20 protein-coding genes are annotated in these 17,874 nt (G+C 40.2%); 7 read left to right on the top strand and 13 right to left on the bottom strand.

The annotated features are described in order from the left end of the window. Positions 1–4: 4 nt before the first annotated feature. The 5 genes from ABD009_RS07115 to ABD009_RS07095 form a co-directional block, all read right to left on the bottom strand. Positions 5–388: a diacylglycerol kinase gene (locus tag ABD009_RS07115; protein ID WP_343824009.1), complete on the bottom strand. Its 384-nt coding sequence runs from the start codon at positions 386–388 to the stop codon at positions 5–7. Between the two features lie 27 nt (positions 389–415). Next, positions 416–1,192: a DUF2884 family protein gene (locus ABD009_RS07110; RefSeq protein ID WP_343824007.1), complete on the bottom strand. Its 777-nt coding sequence runs from the start codon at positions 1,190–1,192 to the stop codon at positions 416–418. 83 nt (positions 1,193–1,275) lie between these two features. Further along, positions 1,276–1,818, bottom strand: coding sequence for an Lcl C-terminal domain-containing protein (locus ABD009_RS07105; protein WP_343824006.1), 543 nt, complete (start codon positions 1,816–1,818; stop codon positions 1,276–1,278). 43 nt (positions 1,819–1,861) lie between these two features. Beyond that, positions 1,862–3,490 (bottom strand): Lcl C-terminal domain-containing protein, encoded by a 1,629-nt coding sequence (locus ABD009_RS07100; protein WP_343824004.1) that lies wholly within the window; start codon positions 3,488–3,490, stop codon positions 1,862–1,864. A 184-nt stretch (positions 3,491–3,674) separates the two neighbouring features. Next, a complete protein-coding gene (locus tag ABD009_RS07095) occupies positions 3,675–4,019 on the bottom strand; it encodes a Grx4 family monothiol glutaredoxin (RefSeq protein ID WP_343824002.1) in 345 nt (114 codons plus the stop codon). Between the two features lie 223 nt (positions 4,020–4,242). On the opposite strand from ABD009_RS07095, the gene ABD009_RS07090 reads away from it, so the two are divergent. The 3 genes from ABD009_RS07090 to hemW all read left to right on the top strand — a co-directional run bounded on the left by ABD009_RS07090 (position 4,243) and on the right by hemW (position 6,812). Continuing rightward, on the top strand, positions 4,243–4,824 hold the full coding sequence (locus ABD009_RS07090) for a Fe-Mn family superoxide dismutase (protein ID WP_155694092.1): 582 nt from the start codon (positions 4,243–4,245) through the stop codon (positions 4,822–4,824). A 136-nt stretch (positions 4,825–4,960) separates the two neighbouring features. Further along, on the top strand, positions 4,961–5,590 hold the full coding sequence (locus ABD009_RS07085) for an XTP/dITP diphosphatase (protein ID WP_343824000.1): 630 nt from the start codon (positions 4,961–4,963) through the stop codon (positions 5,588–5,590). Between the two features lies 1 nt (position 5,591). After that, on the top strand, positions 5,592–6,812 hold the full coding sequence (gene hemW, locus ABD009_RS07080; RefSeq protein WP_343823998.1) for a radical SAM family heme chaperone HemW: 1,221 nt from the start codon (positions 5,592–5,594) through the stop codon (positions 6,810–6,812). 102 nt (positions 6,813–6,914) lie between these two features. On the opposite strand, the gene trhO is transcribed toward hemW, so the two are convergent. Both trhO and ABD009_RS07070 read right to left on the bottom strand, forming a co-directional pair. After that, positions 6,915–7,901 carry an oxygen-dependent tRNA uridine(34) hydroxylase TrhO gene (gene trhO, locus ABD009_RS07075; protein WP_343823996.1) on the bottom strand — a complete coding sequence of 329 codons (987 nt, stop codon included), beginning with the start codon at positions 7,899–7,901 and terminating at the stop codon, positions 6,915–6,917. Positions 7,902–8,115: 214 nt separating this feature from the next. After that, a complete protein-coding gene (locus tag ABD009_RS07070; RefSeq protein WP_155694096.1) occupies positions 8,116–9,681 on the bottom strand; it encodes a SulP family inorganic anion transporter in 1,566 nt (521 codons plus the stop codon). Positions 9,682–10,040: 359 nt separating this feature from the next. Between ABD009_RS07070 and rsgA the strand changes: the two genes are divergently transcribed. Then, complete coding sequence (gene rsgA / locus ABD009_RS07065; protein WP_343823993.1) at positions 10,041–11,099, top strand: ribosome small subunit-dependent GTPase A; 1,059 nt, start codon at positions 10,041–10,043, stop codon at positions 11,097–11,099. A 187-nt stretch (positions 11,100–11,286) separates the two neighbouring features. On the opposite strand, the gene flgE is transcribed toward rsgA, so the two are convergent. The 6 genes from flgE to ABD009_RS07035 form a co-directional block, all read right to left on the bottom strand. Further along, entirely contained in the window at positions 11,287–12,762 is a 1,476-nt protein-coding gene (gene flgE, locus ABD009_RS07060; RefSeq protein WP_343823991.1) for a flagellar hook protein FlgE, read from the bottom strand. A 22-nt stretch (positions 12,763–12,784) separates the two neighbouring features. Further along, entirely contained in the window at positions 12,785–13,468 is a 684-nt protein-coding gene (locus tag ABD009_RS07055) for a flagellar hook assembly protein FlgD (RefSeq protein WP_155694102.1), read from the bottom strand. Positions 13,469–13,479: 11 nt separating this feature from the next. Beyond that, positions 13,480–13,893, bottom strand: coding sequence for a flagellar basal body rod protein FlgC (flgC, locus tag ABD009_RS07050; protein ID WP_343823988.1), 414 nt, complete (start codon positions 13,891–13,893; stop codon positions 13,480–13,482). Between the two features lie 2 nt (positions 13,894–13,895). After that, positions 13,896–14,294 (bottom strand): flagellar basal body rod protein FlgB, encoded by a 399-nt coding sequence (gene flgB, locus ABD009_RS07045; RefSeq protein WP_155694106.1) that lies wholly within the window; start codon positions 14,292–14,294, stop codon positions 13,896–13,898. A gap of 69 nt (positions 14,295–14,363) precedes the next feature. Continuing rightward, a complete protein-coding gene (locus ABD009_RS07040; RefSeq protein ID WP_343823985.1) occupies positions 14,364–15,185 on the bottom strand; it encodes a CheR family methyltransferase in 822 nt (273 codons plus the stop codon). A 31-nt stretch (positions 15,186–15,216) separates the two neighbouring features. Then, a complete protein-coding gene (locus tag ABD009_RS07035; RefSeq protein WP_343823983.1) occupies positions 15,217–16,149 on the bottom strand; it encodes a chemotaxis protein CheV in 933 nt (310 codons plus the stop codon). 148 nt (positions 16,150–16,297) lie between these two features. On the opposite strand from ABD009_RS07035, the gene flgA reads away from it, so the two are divergent. The 3 genes from flgA to flgN all read left to right on the top strand — a co-directional run bounded on the left by flgA (position 16,298) and on the right by flgN (position 17,845). Continuing rightward, complete coding sequence (flgA, locus tag ABD009_RS07030; RefSeq protein WP_343823981.1) at positions 16,298–17,008, top strand: flagellar basal body P-ring formation chaperone FlgA; 711 nt, start codon at positions 16,298–16,300, stop codon at positions 17,006–17,008. A gap of 68 nt (positions 17,009–17,076) precedes the next feature. Continuing rightward, positions 17,077–17,403, top strand: a complete 327-nt coding sequence (gene flgM / locus ABD009_RS07025; RefSeq protein ID WP_343823979.1) for a flagellar biosynthesis anti-sigma factor FlgM — start codon at positions 17,077–17,079, stop codon at positions 17,401–17,403. A 22-nt stretch (positions 17,404–17,425) separates the two neighbouring features. Further along, positions 17,426–17,845 carry a flagellar export chaperone FlgN gene (gene flgN / locus ABD009_RS07020; protein WP_343823977.1) on the top strand — a complete coding sequence of 140 codons (420 nt, stop codon included), beginning with the start codon at positions 17,426–17,428 and terminating at the stop codon, positions 17,843–17,845. Positions 17,846–17,874: the final 29 nt, after the last annotated feature.

The following is a 17,874-nucleotide window of genomic DNA, read 5'->3' as shown; positions in this document are numbered from 1 at the left end:
TTTACTACTTTATGATGTGTGCAATCCAAACAATACCGGCAATAACCAGTGACAAAGTTACAGCGGCGCTACCTAAATCTTTAGCTCGCCCTGACAATTCGTGACGTTCTAAACCTACTCGGTCCACAACAGCTTCAATCGCTGAATTTAAGAGCTCAACAATCAAAACTAAAATCATCACTACTATTAGCGATACAAAGTCCATTAAAGACTCTGAGATGAACCAGGCAAGTGGGGATAATAAAACAAACAGTAGTAACTCCTGCCTAAAAGCAGCTTCATGCTTAAATGCAGCTTTGAATCCTAGTATTGAACAATAGGTAGCTTTGAAAATGCGGCGAAAGCCTTGACCATTAGGCTTGTCTAACGGCGCTTGATTTGCACTCATGAGTAACGTTCTACTTCTATGGTTTGTTTATTGGCGACCTAAAATATCATATTTTCTAAGTTCAGGTATCTGATTTTGCAGTCTGGCTTCTGTTCGGTCTAAACTTTCAAAACGCTCACAAAACTTAGCGGCCTGTCCTGCAAGTCTATTGGCATTAAAAGCGAGTGACTTTTCAACACTGGCGCTTAGCTTTTCAACGCTTTCGTTAACATCGTAAACTTGCCCTTCTACTAGTCCCTCACTTTGACGATAGGCTTCGCCCATTGCGCCAAGCATTACGCGCATTGAGTCGGTAACTACGTTAGAAATTTGACCTGACAATTTGTCGGTAAAAAAGTCATCCAATTCATTTAAACCTTGAGGTGCGATGTAAAAATTGTCACCACTACGAGCAAAACGTTTAAGTAATCCAAATCGCAATTCCATAAAGTGATCTTCAATTTCCGCGGCGGCATCGGTTCCTGCAAACCCTTTAATTACTTTATTAAGCGCATCAAAGCCTATGTCTAAACTGTCCATCGCAATGGCAACAATTTCCGGTAACTCTTTGCGAAGTCCCATACTAAACTCTTGCAACATGTAACGTTCTTGGTCCGTCAGCGTAATTAACTCGCCTCTTATAAATAACTCAGCGTCATTGTTAATTTGCATTTGAGTGCGGCCCATTTCCATTATGCGAATATGATCTGGGGAAATTAATAAACCAAATTTAAGGCGAATAGGACACTGTTCAGCCTGTGCCTGAGAGGAAAAAACAGAACTTAATAATAAAATGAATGTTAAAAATAAAACTTTTGTAGGCAAAACGGCAACCATTTATTGATGCGAAAATCAGACGCAATTAGACATGATGATTAGTCTGTGAGCAAGCCGAAATAAAATCAATGTTATTCAGCGTACCTGACCATTCGTACATAGAAATCACTATTTTTATTGTTGCTGTCTATTCGGCCATTATAAAAACCCATTGCCCACGCTTCGTCTTTTTTGGTTGCGTTTGTATTTGGCGTTGATGACCAGTAGTTTTGTGCTGGCGCACTATTGAATATTGTTAAGTTTGTCGCTGGGTCAACACAGGCTCGCTCTACAATTGAAACCAGCTCTTTTATATTGGGCACACGCCAGTCATCATAATTGCCAGCTTGATAACTAGACGACGCTTGCAGCGCTTCTTGCCAGGTCAACCTTAACGCTTCACCTGTGCAGGTTTCTGTTGTGCCATTCCATGTTTGGCCTACAACACACCTTGCCCATGCTAAACCCGTTGTTGAGTCAATCACCATTTCTTGGCTAATGTCTTCTGTAATAAAGTTATCAGTTGGCGAGGTTGTGCTTGTCCCAGGACATTCTTGAGCAACAGCGTTTGTGCAAAAAAGCATTGAGCTAATAATGACTGAGCTAGCAATAATGGACGCTTTAAGTTTTTTCATAAAACGGAGATCCTATTTTTCAAATCTATCTTAACGATTATTTTCATGGGTTTCTTACTAAACGAATGTACGCACCTTTTGAAACACTGATTGCTGAGTCATCTCCCGTTCTGAGGTCTATAACCCACTGCAATGATTCATTTTCGCCTTCAATATTAATTTCTGATACCCAATAAAATAAGTGGTTTAACGTTGCCGCATCCGGTGAGTTCGGGAAAAAATCTGTAGGAAATAGATTGGACTGATCTAGTTCGCCATAATCCAGTATTTGGATCAATTCTAGGTATGTTGGCAAGCGCCAGTTTGCGCCGCCACAAAAGGTAGAGTCGTTCACCTCTTCAATAAAGGTTTCGCTGCCACAACTGCCTACATTTGAACAAGTTGTTTGTCCTGGCAAGGTGTCGTCAATGCTGTAATAGTTTTCAACACCGTGAAGCTCACTATATTGTGGGCTGGCGTTATCTACTTTTACTTCCCATACTAAGCCAGTAAAGTTGTCTCTTACGCAACTAAATACTAAAGAGTCACTTGGCAATTCATCGCCATTGATATCAAATTTTGTAAAATCAAAGGTTTTGTCGCCTGAGCCGCTTTTATCTATAGCGTCTCTTACTGAGTCTCGCCCAGTGTCGGCGTCTTGATTTGGGTAGTCTACGTTGTTGCACGGTACTACGTCGGTTGCGCCATAACATTCAATAACGCCTGAGTCATGTAAGCTACCTAAGTTCAACGGGTTAACGGTAATGTTTACGGTGTCTGATTCGCTATTACTGGCATTGTCGATGACCGTTACTTGGAAGGTTAACAATTCCGTGGAGTCTACGTTTGGCGCAAAAAATTCAGCAACACATTGGTCTGCATTGGTTATGCTTACACTCAAACCCGTAAGCTGTTCCCACTCACACGACAATACATTGTCGATAGATACACTGTCTGACGCATCTAAAATGACTTTGGTGAATTCATCAACTATTTGATCTTGTCCAGCTGTGGCTACCGTGCCCTCTGCTGCTGCAATTTGGATATCTATTGTATTGGTAGCACTCAAACCGTAGTTGTCGGTCACCTGCAACTCAAATTTGTAATTTGTAATTTGAGTAACGTAAGGCGCTTGAAATGTGATTTCACTTAACGTGGCGGGTGATAATAATTGAAGGGACGGATTTTCATCTATTTGAGTCCACTGGTAATAGCGAATTTCACCATCAGGGTCACTGCTATCTTCAGCCGACAATGAAATAACTTCAAATGTTTCATATGGCGCCACTGCGTCGGTATTATTGGTGATACGCGCAATTGGGTCTTCGTTTACGTTAGTTACTGAAATATTTATTTCGTCTTCAACACGTTGCCCATCTTCTGTGGTGTAGGTTACTTTTACGATGATTACGCTGTCGATGTAGATGGTTGGTGCGACAAGTGTAATTTCTAGCGCAGGATCAACGGGAAAGTCTTCAATGGTTGGGCCTTGAACTTGCGTCCATACTGCAGAGCCCGTTTCAGGATAAACTGACGCCGTTAAGGCAAATGTTTGCCCCTCTAATACCGTTATGTCGGAGCCTATGTTTACACTTGCTAGATTGTTTCCAGAGGGATCACTTGATTCGCTGCCAGAACAACCAGATAAGATAGCTAAAATAAACAGAGTAATTACAAACACTGGGCTTTTCATATTAAATATGCACCTACACTACAAAAGGTTGAGACATCACAACTTAAGCTCAAGTTAAGTTCAAGTTAAGAACAAAGCAAATTCTAAGCCATTTAAGCGAAAATGAAAAAAGGCCCTTTCAGGCCTTTTAATTCTTTATTCTTTCTTTTAACAGCTTGGTTTTTATCAACCTAGCTTGGCTAGCTTACTCTGCAGAATCGTCTTCTGTTTTGTATTTTGCTGCTGTTTCAGAAATTAGTGGTTGAAGTTCACCTTTTTGGAACATCTCCATGATGATGTCACAACCACCAACTAATTCGCCGTCTACCCATAATTGTGGGAATGTTGGCCATTCAGCATAACCAGGAAGTTCTGCACGAATATCTGGGTTTTGAAGGATATCAACGTACGCAAACGGTTCGCCAACTTGCATTAATGCTTGAGAGGCTTGAGAAGAAAAACCACAAGATGGCAATTTAGGGCTACCTTTCATGTAGATCAGAATTGGGTTCTCTGTGATTTGTTTTTTAATTTTATCAATGGTTTCCATTGCTACCTCTTCTTTATGGTAAATTTTTACACGACGACTAGACTTATGTCTGATCTTAAAAATAAAATGCGTCGTTTTATAACTTTAGACTTGAAAAACAAACTTTAAGTCATATTTATTAATGATTAAATAAAATGAAAGATATAAAACGATACTTGAGTAAATTACTCAACTTTTATAATCTTATCAGCAAACATAAACAAAGCCAACGGAGACAACCATTATGGCATTCGAATTACCAGCTCTACCTTATGCAAAAGATGCATTAGAACCACACATTTCAGCTGAGACTTTAGACTTTCACCACGGTAAGCACCACAATACTTACGTAGTAAAGTTGAACGGCCTAATCGGTGGTACTGAGTTTGAAGGTAAGTCTTTAGAAGACATCGTTAAGACTTCTGAAGGTGGTGTATTCAACAACGCTGCTCAAATCTGGAACCACACTTTCTACTGGAACTCTATGAGTCCAAATGGCGGTGGCGCTCCTACTGGTGCACTTGCTGACGCTATCAATGCAAAATGGGGTTCTTTTGAAGATTTCCAAGCTGCATTTAACGACAAAGCGGTTAACAACTTTGGTTCTAGCTGGACTTGGTTAGTTAAACTAGCTGACGGTTCTTTAGACATCGTTAACACGTCAAACGCGGGCACTCCAATTACTGAAGCAGGTGTTACACCTCTTATGACAGTAGACCTTTGGGAACACGCTTACTACATTGACTACCGTAACGTTCGTCCTGAATACTTAAAAGGTTTCTGGGCACTAGTAAACTGGGACTTTGCAGGTAAAAACTTCGCATAATCCCATTTTTATGAAGAATAGGCTTTAAAGCTATTCTTTCATAAATATAAAGCGCTGAGTTTATTGTGAACTTAGCGTTTTTTTTTGCGTATAATACCCTTCATATTGTTTAAATTAGGCCAAAGGAACTCCTCCTATGTCAAATGCGGTTGTATCAGAAAAGTTAATTAAAGAGCTTTTACTTGCGTCAGGTAATCAAGGCAAAGTAAATGAATTGAAAGAGATTTTAAGCCCTTTTGGTTTTAATGTTGTACCGCAAAAGCATTATAACGTTGAAGAGGTTCCTGAAACTGGCACTACATTTGTCGAAAATGCGATTATTAAAGCAAGGCACGCCGCAAAAGTAACAGGTTTACCTTGTGTTGCTGATGACTCTGGCCTAGAAGTAGCCGCTTTAAATGGCGCACCGGGTATTTACTCTTCAAGATTTGCTGGCGAAGGCGCAACAGACGGCACTAACATTGATAAGTTGCTTTCTGCCTTAGAAGGCAAACCGGCAAGCGAACGTAAGGCTCGATTTGTATGCGTTATTGTATTTATGCGTCACGCTGACGATCCTTGCCCTATTATTTGTGAGGGTTACTGGAACGGCGTAATTGCTACGGAACGTTCAGGTGACAGCGGTTTTGGGTATGATCCGGTATTTTATCAACCACAATTAGACAAGTGCGCCGCTCAATTGACGCCTGCTGAAAAGCATTCTATTAGCCATCGTGGCCAGGCTTTAAAACAGCTTGTTGCTAAATTTAAAGAGCTGGGTATTTAAATTGTCATTACCTTCGACTTCAATATCGACATCACTATCGACACCTGCCTTGCCGCCGCTTTCTTTGTATGTTCATATCCCTTGGTGCGTTCAAAAGTGTCCTTATTGCGATTTTAACTCGCATGCTTTAAAAGGCGGTATTCCAGAAACTGAGTACGTTGCGCATTTGTTAGATGATTTAACCGCTGACTTACAATACGTTCAGGGCCGTAGAATTAGTACCATCTTTTTTGGTGGTGGCACACCAAGCTTGTTATCAGAACAGGCCATGGCGACATTGTTAAAAGGCATTGAAGAGCGTGTGCCCTTTGCTGACGATATTGAAATTACATTAGAAGCGAATCCAGGTACGTTAGAAACGAATAAATTTGAAGGCTTTGCCAAAGCCGGTGTCAATCGTATTTCCATTGGCGTGCAAAGTTTTGAACTCGAGAAGCTGGTTCAATTAGGCCGTATTCACAACAGTGAAGAAGCCTTAAAGGCAGCTGGCTTTGCTCATGATTCAGTATCGACCTTTAATTTAGACTTGATGCATGGATTACCGAATCAGTCATTAGAGCAAGCCTTAGCCGACGTTAAGCAGGCTATCGCGTTAAATCCTTTTCATATTTCTTGGTATCAACTAACCATTGAACCAAACACTCTTTTTCACTCTAAACCTCCGGTTTTACCAGAAGACGATACCTTGTGGGACATTCAGCAACATGGTCACGAACTATTGACCGAAGCTGGCTATGAGCAGTATGAGATTTCAGCTTACTCAAAACCAGATCATCAATGTCGTCATAACCTCAATTACTGGAAGTTCGGTGATTATTTGGGAATTGGTTGTGGCGCGCATGGCAAAATCACCGTGCAAACGGACGGGGTTGAGTCAACCCAAGCCGCACCTCAAATAAGCGCACAAATTAAAGTAATTAGAACTGAAAAAGTAAAACACCCTAAAGGTTATATGGACTTCACAAAGCCATATACATACAAGTCTTGGCGAGTCGAAGCCGACGATTTGCCTTTTGAATATTTTATGAATCGTTTACGCTTGAAGTCTGCATTCAGCATGGAAGAATTTGAGCAACGCACTGGTTTGCCTAAAGCTACGCAACTGGCGACCTTGAACAAAGCGATAGAGCTAGGGCTACTTGAGGAAACGGATAGTGACTGCTACAAAACAACAACTAAAGGCTTAAGGTACTATAACAACCTCGTGGATTTGTTTTTGTAAAAAACTCCAAATAAAAACAAATAACAAAAGAAAGAAAGAACAAAAAAGCGACCTTATCGGTCGCTTTTTTATTAATGTTATTAAGCTAGCCCTGAAAGTCAGCTACTTCTTCTGAGCTGCGCGAGCTGCTTCTTTTTGCTGGCGCTTCTCTTCTTGGCGAGCTGCAATCGCTTCTTTTGCATCTGAACCAATGTGTTCTTCGCCTCTGGCTTTAGCTAAGTCAATTTGCTTTTGACGCTCAGCAAAACGAGCTCGTTGCTCATCGGTTACTTTGTCAAAACAATGTGGACAGCTAATGCCTTTTTCGTATTGCTCAGACTTCATTTCGTCTTCTGTGATAGGCATACGACAAGCGTGACATTGGTCATACTGACCTTTGTTCAAGTCGTGATCAACGGCTACGCGATTGTCAAAAACAAAACACTCACCTTCCCACATGGTTTCTTCTTTTGGTACTTCTTCTAGGTACTTAAGAATTCCGCCTTCAAGGTGATACACTTCTTCAAAACCTTGCTCTTTCATGTAAGCAGTTGATTTTTCACAACGAATACCGCCAGTACAGAACATGGCTACTTTTTTCTGCTTTTTAGGATCCATGTTTTTAGCAACATAGTCTGGGAATTCACGGAAGGTTTCAGTATTTGGATTTACCGCACCTTCGAAGGTACCAATCTTAACTTCATAATCATTTCTTGTATCGACCAATACCACGTCAGGGTCTGAAATTAATGCATTCCAGTCTTTTGGTTTAACGTAAGTACCAACAACTTCACGTGGGTCAATGCCCTGTACGCCCATCGTCACAATTTCTTTTTTAAGTTTTACTTTAGAGCGATAAAACGGCATTTCTGCATCAAAGCTTTCTTTGCTTGAGATATCGGCTAAACGAGGATCGTTACGTAACCAGTTTAATACGGTATCAATACCTTCGCGGTTGCCCGCTACTGTACCGTTAATACCTTCTTCGGCTAACAACAGCGTACCTTTAACGCCATTGTTTTCCATTACTGTTTGTAATGGTTCACGTAATTCTTGGAAATTTTCTAAGCGCACAAATTTATACATTGCGCAGACTACTACTTGCGACATACTAAGGTCCTCTTTGCCCCCCGAATCGTAAATCCGGAGCATTGTGGAAAAATTAATTGGATATAAAACGAGCGCGGATTATACGGATAAAACGCGAGTGTGACAAACGCCAGATAAAAAAAATCCAAACCGCTATGACACGATTTGGATTTTACTTGTTTCAGATCAAACTTTGGCTAATGCCTTAATCTGACCGAGCAGTTTTTTTCATTAACTAGTCTAGCTTATCCGTGGCAATTTTGTAGCGCGGATCTTCATTAACGTTAATTTCAACAAACTTTTGTGCTTTAACTAATAGCGTACGGCACTCTGGGCTAATGTGACGGATATGTAATTTCTTACCCGCTTTCTGATATTTATCAGCTAAGCCATCAAGCGCATCAATACCAGAGCTGTCCCAAATGCGAGAACCTTCAAATTCGATAACAACGTCTGATGGGTCATTTTCCACATCAAATAAGTTACGGAAATAAGAAACTGAACCAAAGAATAGCGGTCCGTCTAGCTCGTACACTTTCCAGCCTTCGTCGTCTATACGTGTTTTAGCGCTTATGTGAGATGCATGTTTCCAAGCAAATACTAAAGCAGACACAATCACGCCTACGATAACCGCAATAGCTAAGTCGGCAATAACTGTTACGCCTGTTACTAATAACAGTACAAAACCGTCTTCTTTGTTAGCACCTCTAAGAATTCGTAAAGAAGCCCATTCAAACGTGCCTATTACTACCATGAACATAACACCAACTAACGCTGCTAGTGGGATCATTTCAATCCATGGTGCTAAGAAGAGAATAAACGCTAGTAGAACGATAGCAGCTGTAATACCTGACAAACGACCGCGTCCACCAGAGTTAATGTTGATCATTGACTGACCAATCATGGCACAACCACCCATACCGCCGAAGAAACCATTAACGCCGTTGGCAACGCCTTGGCCAATACATTCTTTGTTTGAACTACCGCGTGTATCGGTTAATTCGTCAATTAACGTTAGTGTTAACAAAGATTCAATTAAACCAACAAGTGCCAAAATAATGGCTGTAGGCAAAATGATGTACAGAGTTTGTAAATTAAACTCAACCATAGGAATAGCAAAACTTGGCAACTCACCCGCTAAGGTTGCTGTGGCTTTTTCTGCTTCAGGTAACATGTCACGAACAAAGTCGATAACCGTTCTTGAGTCTAAATCCATACCATGAACAATACCCGTCACCGTTAAGATAGCGACTAAAGACGCTGGCACGGCTGTAGTGATTTTTGGTAAGAAGTGAATAATCGCCATTGTTAAAACAACTAAGCCAAGCATGATGTATAGAGCTGTTCCTGACATCCACTCGCTGTTACCTAAAGCATCTAGTACTTTAAACTGCCCCATTTGAGCAAGAAAGATAACGATAGCTAGACCGTTTACAAATCCGAGCATTACTGGGTATGGCACTAGACGAATGAATTTGCCTAGCTTAAAGACCCCAGCCAGTATTTGCAGTATGCCGGCCAGTATGACCGCAGCAAAGAGGTATTGAACACCATGTTGGGCAACAAGTGCCACCATAACCACTGCCATTGCGCCCGTTGCACCAGATATCATACCTGGGCGGCCACCAATTGCAGAAGTAATAAGGCCCATCATAAAGGCGGCATATAAACCAACCATTGGGTCTACCCCTGCTACGAAAGCAAAGGCGACGGCTTCTGGAACCAATGCAAGCGCAACGGTAATACCAGACAACACGTCATTTTTTACGTTTGAATCACTTTTCGTGATCAGGTTAAACATGACAACTCCGTTTTTGAGCGAATTTTTAGGCGCGAGAGTCTATCAAATTCAGCTTAAGTGTTCATTAATTAAGTCAATTTATATTAGTTCAATCTTCAAATTTTGGTGCTTTAAATCGCTTCCTAGTTGTATGAAATCGTAATCACTGAGATTGACAGCTAACTTGTTCTGACTTGTTCAATTGATAGTCATAAATATTTAACTTTTTAGAACGCTATTTCTTGCGTATTTTTAACTTTTGGATTATTTGTTGATCCGAACAATAAAGCCACATCATTAACACTTGTCGGTTTTAAGTTTTAAGTTTTAAGTTTTGTAACATCCTTTTATTAACATTTAGTTTTAACTGCGGAAAGCAAATGAACACTGAAACAACTCCATCTTTAAATCAGCTGGGCTGGCGGCCTTACTTTCAACAACAACTTTCACTTGAAGAGTTTGAACAGTATCAGATAGGTCGAATCTCTGAACAGCATAGAAACAGTAATGTTTTATTAACGGAAAAAGGCCAGCTGAGTTTAGTCTCAACACCTAGCGACGTGCCTGTTTGTGTTGGTGATTGGGTGTTATATGACACCAATAATAGATTGGTAAGAGTATTGGAGAGACAATCCTTGTTTCAGCGAAAAGCTGCGGGAACAAAAGTAAATAGTCAATTAATTGCTGCCAACGTGGACCGACTTTTTATTGTTAGCTCTCTTAACTCGGATTTCAGTTTAAATCGTATTGAACGATATTTAGCAATAGCAAAAGAAGCTGAAGTAGAGCCGATTATTATTCTTACTAAAGCGGATCAGTGCACCGATATTGATACGCCTGTTGAGCAAGTTCAAAAGCTAAATCCACTGATAATTGTGCATGCAATTAATGCATTAGACTCAAATGATTTAAAGCAGCTAGAACCATATTGTAAAGTTGGAAAAACCTTAGCTTTGTTAGGTTCATCCGGTGTTGGTAAGTCAACATTGATAAATGGTTTGATGGGAATTAATGCTCAAGCAACCGCTGAAATTAGAGAAAGCGATGGCAAAGGACGACATACTACTACGGCGCGTTCGCTAAAATGGTTACCCGCCGGCGGTATTTTTATCGATACACCAGGAATGCGCGAACTGCAGTTGGTTGATTGTGAAACAGGTGTGAATGAAACTTTTAGCGAAATTATAAACCTGGCTAAAAAATGCCGCTTTAGTGATTGTTCTCATAATAGTGAGCCCGGCTGTGCCGTTCAAAAAGCCATTGAAAATGGCCAGCTAGAACTCCGTCGTTTACAAAGCTTTAATAAGTTGCATCGAGAGCAAGAGTTGAATAGCGCAACTATTGCTGAGAAACGCTCAAAAGATAAAAGTTTAGGCAAAATGATCCACCGAGTGCAGGCTGAGTCTCGGCAAATGAAAAACAAAAGTTTTGAGTTTTGAGTTTTGAGTTTTGAAGTTTTGAGTTTTGAAGTTTTGAAGTTTTGAAGTTTTGAAGTTTTGAAGTTTTGAAAAAAGTGGGTTGTTTGGCTTTACTGAACAACCCCACCTCCATGGCGAAAGTCATTCTGGATTAGATCCTAGTAGTAAAGCCAACAACCAAAGTCGTGCGCTAAATTGTTTAGTTACCTTAACGAAGCTGCAGTATTGCCTGCGTAATCGTTGAGTTAACTTCTAGTGCTCTTGAGTTTGCCTGGTAATTACGCTGTGCGGTAATTAGATCAACAAGCTCTGTCGTTAAGTTTGTATTTGATTGCTCAAGTGTACCTGAACGAATCTGACCAAAGGTACCTGAATCAGCTTCACCCGCTAATGGTGAGCCAGACTCCTGGCTTTCCGTCCAAGACGTATTACCAATCTGAGTTAAACCTTGATCGTTAGCAAAACGAACTAGTGAAATTTTAGTAACTGGAACCGAATCACCGTTTGAATACTTAGCTTCGATTAAACCATCAGTACCAATAGTTACACCCGTTAATCGACCAACAGTTTTACCATCTTGGCTTAAAGCTGACACTTCAAATGGCGCTGAGAACTGCTTTAAGTTCGTCATATTAATGTTAATACGTTGATCCGGATCAGCACCGTTAGTTATTGCTCCGGCACCGTCATATGGAGCAACTGGAGGTGGAGCAATCGTTGTTGCTGCAGTCGTTTCACCTAAACGTTCTGTTTGTGGGTATGGAAAAGTTGAGTCTACAACTGCACCCGCACTATCAAACTGTAATAACATACCGCGCTGTCCAGTACGTGACTCAAAAGTTACGCCGGTAGCACCTAATACATTATCATTTTGTAAATCAACAGGAACCGTATTGCCCTGCTCATCCGTCACTGTTGCATACATAATCCAACTGTTTGCGTTGTTCTGTTCCGCCGCAGGAACCGCTGCTAAACCACCAACAAAACCATCCGTTGCCGATGTTCCATCTGCCGTTGCCGCTGCATCTACGTTCGTTGGCGAAGCTGCCTTCACATAGTAAACAGAAGCGATTCGACTATTACCTAACGAGTCATAAATAACCGTTGAAGTAGAAGACGTAAAGGTATTTGTATCGGTTGGATCAAACGTTGTTGGGTCAATTGGAAATTCGTTACTGTCTAAGTTAAACGACATATCAATTTGACTTGTTTGTTGAGGTGCGCCGGCAGTATCAGGAACTTCAATCGGGTTTGTCGTACTTAAACTAACAGACTTAACTGAACCATCATCATTTACTGGGAAGCCCTGCAAGAAACTGCCGTTTGAATCTACAATGTAGTTCTCGGAATTTAGTTTAAAAGCTCCGGCACGAGTGTAAGTAATATCTCGGCTTAACAAATCATTTGTCATGGCAAAAAAGCCACCACCTGAAATTGCCATGTCTAGCGAGTTTGATGTGAATAACAGGCTACCCTGACCAAACTGCTGTGCGACGTCATTAACCAAAACACCTTCACCATTCGCCGTTTTAGCGTTAGTAAAAATGGATGAAGAATATACATCCGCAAATTCTGCGCGAGACTCTTTAAACCCATACGTATTAACGTTGGCAATGTTGTTCGCGGTTACATCTAAATCTTTTTGCGCTGCTTTTAAACCACTAAGGGCGATATTAAAAGACATAGGATTCTCCTATTTTACTAATCTATTCACCAACCGCTAAAACATCAGCAAGTCGGATTGAGCCTAAACCTTGAATGTTTAATTCAAGACCTGTGCCATTTTGGCCTAAAGTTACAGAACTTACGTTGCCGTAACTTAATACAGGCATACTTTCCGCTTCTGCTGCGCCAGAAGGTAAGCCTGTTACACTAATTTCATATTGACCTGCTGGCCATGTTTCGCCATCTGGTCCTTTACCGTCCCAAGAAAAATCCATCATGCCGGCACTTTGATTGCCGTATGGGATAACCATGGCCGCACCATTTTCATGTTTAATTTCAACTAACACGTTTTGGGTGGAGCTTTGTAACGGAACTTGTCCACTCACCCCAGAGCCATCAGAATAGGCAACAGGGCTAGCGGTTAGAATATTTCGGCCAACTAAAGAAGAAGCTTCTAACGCTTGATTTGACGTCATTGATGCTGTCAGCTGACTCATTTGGTCACCCAAGTCAGAAATACCTTCAGCCATAGTGAACTGAGTCATTTGAGCAATCATGTCTTCATTGGTTGTCGGGTTCATTGGGTCTTGCATCGACAATTGCGTAGTAAGCAATTTGAAAAAGTCTTCTTTACCCAACTCACCGTTAACTTCTGTGGTTGTTACGGCATCATCTTGCCAACGTAAATTGTCAACGGCAGGATTTGAAATAGTATTATTAATCATTATTTATTTTCCTATCGTTGGCCCATTTGCAATGTTTTACTCAACATAGTTTTGGCAGCGTCGGCAATTTGAACATTGGTTTCATAAGAACGAGATGCAGAAATCATGTTAGCCATTTCTTCAACTACATTTACATTTGGCTTGTAAACATAGCCGTCTTTGTCAGCAAGCGGATGATTTGGGCTGTATTCAACTTTAAGCGGAGCATCACTTTCTACAATGCCAAGTACATTGACGCCTGCAGATTGATCGCTCAGTGCTTTACTCATTTCTGCTTGAAAAACAGGATGACGCGCACGGTAAGTCTCATCGACACTGCTTGAAACGGTATTTGCGTTGGCAATGTTACTAGCTGTGGTATTCAAGCGAACAGACTGCGCGCTCATGCCAGACCCAGAAACATTAAATATGTTATATAAACTCATGATTACTGCCCTCCACTTAATGCTTTATTAAGTGCCTGAATTTTTCCATTTAAGAAGCGTAAGCTTGTTTGGTATTCCATGGTATTTTGCATAAATTGGTTTCGCTCCATTTGCACGTCTACGCTGTTACCGTCTCCGGTATCAGGCTGCATTGGATTACGAAATTTTCCGCTTGTATTAATATCGATGGATAAGTCGTAGTGCTTTTCATGAGTTTTACTCATTGAGTAGCCAGACTTTTTTTGGGCATTCGCTAAAGCATCTGCAAAATCGATGTCTTTTGCTTTATAACCAGGAGTGTCTGCATTTGCGATATTACTCGCCAACACCTCAGCTCTTTCAGAACGAACTAAAAGTGCGTGTTGATGTATACCAAATGCTTTATCAAGACTAATTGCCATAAGTGCTCCACCAGCGGAAATTCTATATGACAAAAGAAATGCAAAAAAAAGGCCAAATTTTATTGGCGCTTATTTTTTCTTGTAAATGATACCCGGATTACACCTTATCATTTCAAACTTATCACTTAAGCCTGACATGGATTCTGATGCACCTAAGATAAGGAAACCGTTAGGATTTAATTGGTCGGCAAACTTGTTAATAATTTGCGATTTTATTTCTGGCGAGAAATAGATTAAAACATTACGACAAAAAATAATGTCGAATTTACCCATCAAACTATAGTTGTCTAATAAGTTCATGTGTCTGTAATTTACAATGCGGCGAATATCTGCCTTAACTTTCATCATGCCATTTCCGCTGTCTTCAAAAAACGCTTTACGCCTTTCATCCGACAAGCCTCTAGACAGAGCCAAGTTGTCATATTCCGCATTTTTACAAAGGTCCAGCATCGTATTGCTAATATCCGTGCCTACTACAGAAAAGTTGCTGCGACTCTTTTGTTTAGTCTTGTACTCTGTAATTGTCATAGCAATCGAATACGGCTCCTGACCTGAAGAGCTCGCAGCGGACCAAATTTTTACGCCTCTGCCTGAATCTAACTCAGGAAAGATTTTATTCTTCAACAGTTCAAATGGATAGGTATCTCTAAACCATAACGTTTCATTCGTTGTCATGGCATCTACCACTGCAGAGCGCAGTTGACGCTCTGTTGGTTTTAACGTTCTGTTAACTAACTCAGTTAAAGATTCAATATCAAAACGGGTCATAAGTGGCGACAGCCTACTCTTAACCAAATACATTTTGTTATCACCCAATACTATACCGCACTGCTGTTCCAAAAAGTCACAAAAAGTACGGTATTCATTATCAGCTAAATTTTTATTTCCCACTATTAAACACTCTAGTTCGTTTCCTCAATGTTTAATCTGCATGCAGCCATTTCTGAACTGCACCAGCTAATTCATCTGGGTTAAATTTCGCAATAAAATCGTCTGCTCCCACTTTTTCTACCATCGCGTGGTTGAATACTCCACTGAGCGATGTGTGTAAAATCACATGTAAATCAGTAAGTTTGGGTCTAGATTTTACTTCAGCTGTAAGCGTATAACCATCCATTTCTGGCATTTCAACGTCCGAAATGAGCAAGCCAATTTTTTCAGTGACTGAGTTTTTACAGTCTCCTCCAATTTCAACTAAATAGTCCAACGCTTCTTTTCCGTTCTTTTTCGCAACAATTGGTAGGCCAACAGCTTCTAATGCGCGTTTTACCTGATTCCTTGCAACTGAAGAATCATCAACAATAAGAATGGTCCTATCGCCCAACTCTTCTTTCATTTCTTCAGAATCCGAAATCAATCCGTCACTTACTTTAGTACTTGACGGTGCGATTTCTTCTAGAATTTTTTCAACATCTAAAATTTCTATCAATTCTTTATCAATCTCTGTTACGGCGGTTAAATAGTTGCTGCGCCCTGAACCTTGCGGCGGTGGCATAACCGATTCCCAGTTGAGATTCACAATACGCTCAACTGAATCTACTAAGAAGCCTTGAATGGTTCGGTTATACTCTGTGATGATGATAAAGCTGTTTTCTACATCGGAAATAGAACGACCACCAGTAGCAAGTCCCATATCAATAACCGATATAGTTTGCCCACGGATATGCGCAATACCCTTAACAAACGAGTTTAGTCTTGGCATCGAAGTTAAAGGCGGACATTGCAATACTTCTCGCACTTTAAATACGTTGATTCCGTAGCGTTGACGTCCTTTCAACTTAAATAATAATAACTCCAGTCTGTTCTGACCGACTAATTGGGTTCTTTGATTGACTGAGTCAAGAATACCCGCCATAAATTTTTCTCCAAAACTAGGAACGATACTTGCTATCTAGTACTTATAAACTGTTATCGATAATTACCGTCAATAAACCGGCGTTTTCGAAATTCAATAATTTCATATCTTTAACTATAAGTTACAGCATAGTAAAAAGGCGATTAATATGTTGAAAAATTTGTTAATAATTCTTCTATTTAATATAACTTTAAATTTTGTCGTATTTCCGGTATCGGCTAAAAGCGCTAATTCTTTAGCCCATGATGCTCTTTTAAAACAAGTTTCTGAATTTGTTCAGGGCCAAGTAAACCCGAACAATACGCCAAACATTACCGTTAAAGCAATGCCTCTTGATAGCCGAATACGGATTTCGCACTGTCAATCTGAATTACAGTTTGACATGCCCAGTAGACAGCGCTTTACTCGACACTTCCCCATAAAAGCTAGCTGCTTTGATGAAGGCGCGTCTTGGAAAGCTTATGTCCAAGTAAGAGTATACGAATACATAGAAACTATAGTCACAACTACTCATATTGCAAAAGGTGAAGTGATTTCATCGGATATGATTGAAACTGCGTTGGTTGATAGAAATAAAGTTAGAGCTAAATCTACTGACTCAATGAGCAATATTGTTGGTGGACGAGCGATGAGAAATATCACAAGGGGTTTTCAAGTTTCTGGTAGCGACGTGTGTTTAGTGTGCAAAGGCGATAGCGTCGCAATTATTGCAGACTATAATAACCTAACGATAAAAACCTCTGGTACAGCACTAGAAAATGGTTCCTTTGGCCAATCTATTCAAGTCCAGAACAACTCCTCTGAACGTATAGTTAAAGGCGTAATTGGGGACCTTAGACAAATATTTATAAAACTGTAAAAAATGTTAAAGTATTGGGCACAGATGCCGATACCAATGACAGAGAAATTTTATAGTTCGGGTGATTTATGGTAAATAACGTAAATAACAAATCAGTAAGCGGAAATAACAATTCTGTTTATCAGTCTCAAAATCAAAAACTTGAGCAAGCGAAGCAGGATTCTGTCGCTAAGTCGTCGCAACAATCTAGCAGTTCTAAATCTGCTGAAAAAGACTCAGTGGCGCTAACACCGCAAGCAAAACAATTAAAAGATTTGCAGAAGAGAATTTCAGAGTCTGAGAGTTTTGATCGCAAAAAAATTGATGACATTAAAAAAGCCATTGCCGGTGGCGAATATAAGATTAACTATGACAAGCTAGCGGAAAAGCTGTCAGCTTTTGAGTTTGATTTATAAAATGACAAATGAGCAAACTAACATGAGTTCAATTGATGCGTTGCTAAATACACAGCTAAATACATTGAACCAGCTAAAATCTTTACTCGATAAAGAACTAGACGCTGTTAAAAACAGAAATGGTAGTGTGCTTGTAGAAATGTCGAAAGATAAAGAAAAATTGTTAGTCGCCATTCAACAGAATGATCAACAAATTAGTAGCCATCCAGAGGCCGCTAGTATTGAAGTTAGTGATACTCAAAATTCTGTAAAAAGTTCGATCACTGAGCTTTTAGAAGAGTGTCAAACTCAGAATGAAGTTATTTATTTAACAGCAAAACAAAACGAAGTAGTTATTGAGCAAGTTAAGCAGTTATTAATTGGTGGTAGTAAGAATACAACTTATGATGCATACGGTCAGAAACGTTCTGGACCAAGCTTAACTAAAGGTATAAAAGCTTAACGGCTTAACCTCCTAAAGGCTTAAAAAGG

It is taken from the genome of Psychrosphaera haliotis (assembly GCF_039523615.1).
GTDB lineage: Bacteria > Pseudomonadota > Gammaproteobacteria > Enterobacterales > Alteromonadaceae > Psychrosphaera > Psychrosphaera haliotis.
Note: the sequence above shows the minus strand (reverse complement) of the source record. Positions and strands in the feature narration are given on the sequence as shown.

Bases quoted from the DNA above. Each gene is read 5' to 3' on its own strand.
- ABD009_RS07115 (WP_343824009.1), bottom strand. From the start codon at position 388: ATGAGTGCAAATCAAGCGCCGTTAGACAAGCCTAATGGTCAAGGCTTT.
- trhO (WP_343823996.1), bottom strand. From the start codon at position 7,901: ATGTCGCAAGTAGTAGTCTGCGCAATGTATAAATTTGTGCGCTTAGAA.
- ABD009_RS07055 (WP_155694102.1), bottom strand. From the start codon at position 13,468: ATGATTAATAATACTATTTCAAATCCTGCCGTTGACAATTTACGTTGG.
- ABD009_RS07085 (WP_343824000.1), top strand. From the start codon at position 4,961: ATGTCAAATGCGGTTGTATCAGAAAAGTTAATTAAAGAGCTTTTACTT.
- flgE (WP_343823991.1), bottom strand. From the start codon at position 12,762: ATGTCTTTTAATATCGCCCTTAGTGGTTTAAAAGCAGCGCAAAAAGAT.
- ABD009_RS07105 (WP_343824006.1), bottom strand. From the start codon at position 1,818: ATGAAAAAACTTAAAGCGTCCATTATTGCTAGCTCAGTCATTATTAGC.
- rsgA (WP_343823993.1), top strand. From the start codon at position 10,041: ATGAACACTGAAACAACTCCATCTTTAAATCAGCTGGGCTGGCGGCCT.
- ABD009_RS07090 (WP_155694092.1), top strand. From the start codon at position 4,243: ATGGCATTCGAATTACCAGCTCTACCTTATGCAAAAGATGCATTAGAA.
- flgC (WP_343823988.1), bottom strand. From the start codon at position 13,893: ATGAGTTTATATAACATATTTAATGTTTCTGGGTCTGGCATGAGCGCG.
- flgB (WP_155694106.1), bottom strand. From the start codon at position 14,294: ATGGCAATTAGTCTTGATAAAGCATTTGGTATACATCAACACGCACTT.
- ABD009_RS07070 (WP_155694096.1), bottom strand. From the start codon at position 9,681: ATGTTTAACCTGATCACGAAAAGTGATTCAAACGTAAAAAATGACGTG.
- flgM (WP_343823979.1), top strand. From the start codon at position 17,077: ATGGTAAATAACGTAAATAACAAATCAGTAAGCGGAAATAACAATTCT.
- ABD009_RS07095 (WP_343824002.1), bottom strand. From the start codon at position 4,019: ATGGAAACCATTGATAAAATTAAAAAACAAATCACAGAGAACCCAATT.
- ABD009_RS07035 (WP_343823983.1), bottom strand. From the start codon at position 16,149: ATGGCGGGTATTCTTGACTCAGTCAATCAAAGAACCCAATTAGTCGGT.
- flgA (WP_343823981.1), top strand. From the start codon at position 16,298: ATGTTGAAAAATTTGTTAATAATTCTTCTATTTAATATAACTTTAAAT.
- ABD009_RS07100 (WP_343824004.1), bottom strand. From the start codon at position 3,490: ATGAAAAGCCCAGTGTTTGTAATTACTCTGTTTATTTTAGCTATCTTA.
- flgN (WP_343823977.1), top strand. From the start codon at position 17,426: ATGAGTTCAATTGATGCGTTGCTAAATACACAGCTAAATACATTGAAC.